We start from the raw sequence: 5,909 nt of genomic DNA, 5'->3' as shown, positions 1-5,909 counted from the left end.
CTGCCGCACTGCGCCGCCGGATCGCCCCCTACCTGGCCGACCCGGAGCCCGGCACCGTGGCGGCCGGGCTGGCCGGCGGTGCGGCGGCCGGACCCGCGGTGCCCGCCGCCCGCACGGAGGCCGCGGGCCCCGCCGGGGAGGGCGGCCGCGCGGAGGCGCTGGCCCACGCCCTTTCCGTGGTCTCGGAGGCGGCCGTCACCACCGCGCTCCAAGCCCTCGCCCTCACCGCCGCCGGCGTACCCGAAGCGGCCCGCGGCCCGGCCGCGGCGGTGGCCCTCGCCCTGCGCCGCTTCCCACCGGTGGAGGCCGCCGTGCACCCGGTGCGGACCCGCTTCGTCTGGGACGGGATCGCCGTCGACCCCGGCACCGAGATCCTGGCCGCCCCCGGCTGGCTCCGGGAGGACGCCGACCCCGGTGACGCCCCCCGGCCCGCGTCGGACTCCGCGTTCTGCGGATCCCCGGCCGGCTGCCCGGCCGGAGCCTTCGCCGCCCGGGTCGCCGAGGAGACCGTCCGCTTCTTCACGGAGACCGCCCCGCCCGCCCTGATCTCCCCGGCCCTCGCCCCGGACCGGATCCCGCTCACCCTGGCCCCGCACACCCTGCTGCTGGCCCTCCCCGCCCCCGGCGCCGCCCCTCCGGCCGCGCGCGCCGCCGGGCCGTCCGCCGACGCGGTGCTGGCCCGCGCCGACGCCGACCGGCTCGACGCCCTGGCCCGCGGCCTCGCCGACTGCGCCGCCGAACCGGGCTGGAACGGCGACGAGACCGGCGAGGCCTTCCGGATGCGGCTGCTGGACCACGCGCAGCGGTGCACCCGCGCGGCCGCCGACGTCCGCGCGGCCGCCCGCCGCCTCGCCGACTGACAAGGCCGGGGCGCCCCCCCCGGGGAGAGGGGGCGCCCCGGCCGCTACCGCACCAGGGCGTCCCGCCGCTCCCGTTCCCGCCCGACCATCTCCTGGAGGGTCCGCCGGACCTCCGAGGAGAGCTGGCGGGCCGCCGCCGCGCGCTCCCCGAACCCCCGGGGCCGTTCCGGCGGGGCGATCGGCTCACCGATGGTGACCAGCCACTTCGCCGGCAGCGGGAACGGAGAGGTGAGCGGGAAGTACGGGAGGTCGAGGAACTTCGCCAGCGCCGGGACCTCCCCGATCCTCGGCGAGGACTCCTCCGCCCCGATGACCGTGACGGGCACGATCGCCGCACCGGTGTGCAGGGCCGCCACCGCGAAACCGGGATTGAACGGCTGGAGCCGGTAGCGCTCCTGGAACGGCTTCTCCAGCCCGGACAGTCCCTCCGGGAACACCGCGATCAGCTCCCCGTCGCCCAGCCGCTGCATCGCCGCCCGCTGGTCCACGGGTACGCCGCCCTTGCGCGCGGCGTACCGGCCCAGCACCGGGAGCCGGAAGACGAACGGCGCGGCGAGCACGTGCAGCGGCCGCCGCAGCGAGCGGGCCAGGATCTTCTGCAGGACGAACGCGTCCAGCCCCCAGGCCCCGGAATGGTTGGCGACGAGGACCGCCGGGCCGTCGGCGGGGATGTTCTCCAGCCCCAGCACGTCCAGCCGGAACCAGTCGTCGATGAGCCATTCGAGCAGCCGCTCCCAGACGTTCTCGCCGACGTCTCCGGCCATCTTCCGCAGGAACCGCAGCTCGTTACCGGCGACCGCGATGACATCCGCCAGGCTCTCGGACACCAGGGGCCTCCCCTTCTTCCGTGTGGGACATCCAAGTGGCCCTCCCGACAAGGACCTTCACGGTCAACGCCGCCGAATGCCCTTTGATCACGAGGATCACGCGCATTGCGCAATCGACTCTTCGTTCGCCCGTTCCCCTGCCGCTGCCGCCGCGTGCGCCACGCAACGATCTTCGGCTCGTTGACCCGTTGGACCATCCACCGACCGACGCCCCAGGAGACCCCACATGTCCGAGACCGCGCTGCCGGTGCTCCTCCTCGCGGACCCCGATCCGCTCCGCCGCCACGAGACGGCCGAACTGGTCCAGCGCTGGTACCGGACGTCGTTCCGCGTCCTGCAGGTCGGCGGGGTGTCCGAGGCGGAGCGCGTCCTCGGGCAACTGGCGGGACGGGACGTGCCCGTCGCCGCGGTGGTCACCGCCGAGGACCCCGGCGGCCACCCCGCACGCCACCCGCACACGCGCTGGCTGCTGCTCGCCGAGGACGGCGCCGCCCCCGGCGACCCGTCCGTCACGGTCGTCGACCGGGCACCTGCCACCGCCCCCGACGGCAGCGGCACGGGCCTCGCGGAGCGACTGCGCGCCGCCCTCGACGACGCCCTGTGCACCTGGAACGCCGAACGCCGGGGAGGTCTGCCCACCGCCGAGGTCCGCGGCTACCGCTTCTCCCCGGCCGCCTACGCGGTCCGCGACTTCCTGGGCCGCAGCGACGTCCTCTTCCGCTGGGCGGCGCAGGACCGGCCGGACGCTCCGGTGACCGTCCGGCTCGGCGACGGCACCGAACTCGTCGACCCCTCGATCAGCGAACTGGCCGAACGGCTCGGCCTGATCAGGCCCGCCGGCCGGGAACACTACGACGTCGCGGTCATCGGCGGCGGCCCCGGCGGGCTCTCGACGGCCGTGTACGCCGCGGCGGAGGGCATGAGCGTGGTCGTCATCGAGGACGACGCACCCGGCGGCCAGGCCGGTTCGACCTCCCGCATCGAGAACTACCTGGGCTTCCCCGTCGGCCTCACCGGCGGCGACCTCGCCCAGCGCGCGCTCCAGCAGGCCCGCCGGGTCCGGGTCGAATGGCAGCCCACCCGGGTGGCGACCCGGCTCGTCCCGGCCCAGTCGGGCGACCACACCGTGGAGTTCGTCAAGGCGGGCACCACCGAGACGGCCTCGGTGTCCGCGGCCACCGTCGTGGTCGCGACCGGCGTGGAATGGAACCGCCTCGCCTGCCCGGGCACCGAGCGGCTCCTCAACTCCGGTGTCTACTACGGCGCTTCACTCTCCGACGCGCCCTCCACCGCCGGCGAGGACGTCTACATGGTGGGCGCCGGAAACTCGGCCGGCCAGGCCGCCCTCTATTTCGCCCGCCACGCCCGCTCGGTCACCCTCCTCGTCCGGGGCACCGACCTCGGCGCCTCCATGTCCAACTACCTCGTCCAGCGCATCGAGAGGACGCCCGGCCTGCACGTACTGCTCGGCACCGAGGTGGCCGAATGCCTGGGCGGCACCACGCTCACCGGGCTGCGGCTGCGCGAGCGCGCCGGGGGCGAGCGCACCGTCCCCGCGCAGTGCCTGTACGTCCTGATCGGCGGCCGCCCCTCCACGGACTGGCTCGACGGGGCCCTCGAACTCGACGACCGGGGCTACGTCCGCACCGGCGCCGGCACCGGCGACGGCCGCGATGCCCTCCCCATGGAGACCAGCCTGCCCGGTGTCTTCGCCGTCGGCGACGTACGCTCGGGCTCGGTCAAGCGGGTCGGCGCCGCCGTCGGCGAGGGGGCCGCGGTGGCCCACTGCCTGATCGAGTACCGGCGCCGGAACGCGGGCCGCTTCCAGGACGCCGGCGCCTTCGGCGGGTTCTGAACGGCCGCCGCCCCCACGTCCGTTCAGGGGGTGGGGTGCCATTCGGCGAGGAGGATCGTCGCGTCGTCGTGCAGCCGCTGGTCCTGGTGGGTGAGGAGGTCGAGGACCAGCCTGCGGAGGGCCTCGGGGGCCGTGGTGCCCGAGGCCATCGAGCGGATCACGGTGTCGGTCAGCCGCTCCTCGCCGAACAGTTCGCCCGTGGCCGAGCGCGCCTCGGTGACCCCGTCGCTGTAGAGGAGCACCCGGTCACGGGGCTGGAGGCGGGCGCGGTGCAGCGGGGGAGGGGTCTCGGTGTGGTAACCCAGGCCGAAGGGCAGCTGCGCCGGGCGTTCCAGCGCCGTCGGTACGACGTGCCCGTCCCGGATCAGCAGGGGCGGGGGGTGGCCGCAGTTGATCCAGGCGAACTCCCCGCGCCGGGTGTCCAGATGGGCCAGGATCCCGGTCGCCAGCCGGTCCGGGATCCGGCTCAGGAGGGTCCGCTCGATGGTGGTGGCGATGTCCTGCAGGGTGCCGCCGGCCCGGCGCGTGGCACGGCACGCGGCGAGGCCGGCGGCGCTGGCCCCGCCGGCCGCGAGGTCGTGCCCCATGGCGTCGAGCAGGGTCAGGTGGAGTCCGCCGTCGGTGAAGTTGTGGTCGAAGGCGTCGCCCCCGATGTCGTACGCGGGTTCCAGGACGGCGGTCGAGGTCGCCTGGCTGGTGCCGATGGTGCGCGGCGGCAGGAACGCCCACACCAGTTCCGCCTGCAGGGTCATGGGGCGGCTGCGGCCCCGGACGACCAGGAGGTCGTGGTGGGTGGACTTGGAGACGACGATCAGGGTCGCCAGCGCCGCCAGGGTCCGGCACACCTCCAGCTCGCCGTCGTCCAGCGACGGTCCCGTGGCCCGCATGACGCCGACGCGCTCGACGCCGTCGATCATCGGCACCCAGGCGATGGTCCGGTCGCGCGACAGCTGGACCTGCCGGCCGCGGTAGGCCAGACCGGCCAGGGAGGCGTCGATGTCCAGTGCCTCCGCCCGTTCGCCGGCCTCCTGCGCCTCGGCCGTCTCCGGCCGGTCGGCGGCCAGCTGGGGCAGGGCCACGAGCCGCAGCTGCCGGAGGTCGGCCAGGTACAGGTGCGTCCCGGTCAGGCCCAGCCTCCGTGCCGCCTCCTGTATCAGGGCCGGCACCTGCAGGGCCGAGGCCTGGTGGGAGCGCTCCAGCACCCACGCCAGCACCGCGCCCGTCCGCTCGCCCGCGGCCACGGGGCTCACCCCGCCGTCCGGGGGCGGTGTCGTGCCGGGGCGGTGGCGCGGCCTTCGAGGGTCCGGCCGTCCGCCGGCCGGAACGGGCTGCGGTGCCAGGGACAGCGGACACCCCTGCGGGAGCAGCGTTCGGCCCGTGCGCGGACGGTGCCGCCCTCCTCGCGGACGACGAGCACGTCCACCCCGTCGACGCGCGCGAGGGCGGCCCGGCCGACGGGGAAGGCGGTCAGCGGCCCCAGCCGGCGCCACCCGTCCCGGACCTGGCGCGCGACCCCGGCGGTGTCGGCCAGGGCGTGGACGAGGCCGGTCCGGACCTGTTCGGGCGGCAGCTCCGCCCGGTCCGCCCAGTCCGCGGTGGCCGCCGGCGCCGCCGCGGCCGGTCCGACGCCGAGCAGGGCGTCGGCCTCCGGCGCCTGCGCCGGCCGTCCGACCGCGGAGAGCAGCGGGCCCGGACCCGGCGTCGTACGGTGCGTGTCCATGCGGGCGCGTCTACCCGGCGCGCCGGGAGCCATGTACGGACCCGGAGTACGGGCGCCCCGCGGCCGGCGCATGCCGGGCCGGGGACGGGGCAGGGGCGGGCGGGGGGCCAGCGCAGACCTCAGGGAGAGCCGTCATGCCGGAACCGGACCTCGGTGCCTTCGCCGTCGCGCAGGACGGCCCGCTGTACGTGGTCACGGCGGCCGCGGACGGGCTGCGGGCCGGCTGTCTGGTCGGCTTCGCCTCGCAGTGCTCGATCGACCCGCCGAGGTTCGTCGTGTGGCTGTCCGTGGAGAACCACACGTACGGCGTGGCGCGCCGCGCCCGCTACCTCACGGTGCACGTCCTGCGCCGGGAACAGGAGGCGCTGGCCCGCCTGTTCGGGGGCCGGACCGGGGACCGCACGGACAAGTTCGCCGGGATCGACTGGCGGCCGGGGCGCGCCGGCAGCCCGGTGCTGACGGGCGTGGCGGCCTGGTTCACCGGCCGGATCGAGGCCGTCGTCGCGGGAGGCGACCACGAGGGCTTCCTGCTCGCCCCGGTCGAGGACGCGCCGGCCGCCCCGGGCCCCGCCGCCCCGCTGCGGTTCGGCGACGTACGGGACCTGGAGGCGGGCCACCCGGCCTGACGGGGCCGCCCGGACCGGCCC

At 76.4% G+C, this 5,909-nt stretch carries 5 protein-coding genes and 1 pseudogene; 3 read left to right on the top strand and 3 right to left on the bottom strand.

Annotation, left to right across the window (positions count from 1 at the left end):
* A pseudogene (locus tag ACFVXK_RS36620) lies at window positions 1–860 on the top strand (hypothetical protein); the annotation flags it as partial.
* A gap of 44 nt (window positions 861–904) precedes the next feature.
* Here ACFVXK_RS36620 and ACFVXK_RS36615 read toward each other — a convergent pair.
* Complete coding sequence (locus ACFVXK_RS36615) at window positions 905–1,687, bottom strand: lysophospholipid acyltransferase family protein (RefSeq protein WP_389621102.1); 783 nt, start codon at window positions 1,685–1,687, stop codon at window positions 905–907.
* Window positions 1,688–1,913: 226 nt separating this feature from the next.
* Here ACFVXK_RS36615 and ACFVXK_RS36610 point away from each other — a divergent pair, with 226 nt between their 5' ends.
* Window positions 1,914–3,542 (top strand): NAD(P)/FAD-dependent oxidoreductase, encoded by a 1,629-nt coding sequence (locus ACFVXK_RS36610; protein ID WP_389621100.1) that lies wholly within the window; start codon window positions 1,914–1,916, stop codon window positions 3,540–3,542.
* Between the two features lie 23 nt (window positions 3,543–3,565).
* On the opposite strand, the gene ACFVXK_RS36605 is transcribed toward ACFVXK_RS36610, so the two are convergent.
* Together ACFVXK_RS36605 and ACFVXK_RS36600 are read right to left on the bottom strand one after the other, a co-directional pair.
* Window positions 3,566–4,792 carry a PP2C family protein-serine/threonine phosphatase gene (locus tag ACFVXK_RS36605; protein ID WP_389621097.1) on the bottom strand — a complete coding sequence of 409 codons (1,227 nt, stop codon included), beginning with the start codon at window positions 4,790–4,792 and terminating at the stop codon, window positions 3,566–3,568.
* Window positions 4,789–5,262 carry a Rieske (2Fe-2S) protein gene (locus tag ACFVXK_RS36600; protein WP_389621094.1) on the bottom strand — a complete coding sequence of 158 codons (474 nt, stop codon included), beginning with the start codon at window positions 5,260–5,262 and terminating at the stop codon, window positions 4,789–4,791. Before ACFVXK_RS36600 ends, ACFVXK_RS36605 begins: the two co-directional genes overlap by 4 nt.
* Window positions 5,263–5,396: 134 nt before the next feature.
* On the opposite strand from ACFVXK_RS36600, the gene ACFVXK_RS36595 reads away from it, so the two are divergent.
* Window positions 5,397–5,888, top strand: coding sequence for a flavin reductase family protein (locus ACFVXK_RS36595; RefSeq protein ID WP_389621091.1), 492 nt, complete (start codon window positions 5,397–5,399; stop codon window positions 5,886–5,888).
* Window positions 5,889–5,909 lie beyond the last annotated feature (21 nt).

This window comes from Streptomyces sp. NPDC058157 (assembly GCF_042884105.1).
Lineage (GTDB): Bacteria > Actinomycetota > Actinomycetes > Streptomycetales > Streptomycetaceae > Streptomyces.
The sequence above is the reverse complement of the archived record's forward strand: the minus strand, read 5'-3'. Positions and strand labels throughout refer to the sequence as shown.

Coding starts and splice junctions, on each gene's coding strand:
- ACFVXK_RS36610 (WP_389621100.1), top strand. CDS start 1,914: ATGTCCGAGACCGCGCTGCCGGTGCTCCTCCTCGCGGACCCCGATCCG.
- ACFVXK_RS36600 (WP_389621094.1), bottom strand. CDS start 5,262: ATGGACACGCACCGTACGACGCCGGGTCCGGGCCCGCTGCTCTCCGCG.
- ACFVXK_RS36595 (WP_389621091.1), top strand. CDS start 5,397: ATGCCGGAACCGGACCTCGGTGCCTTCGCCGTCGCGCAGGACGGCCCG.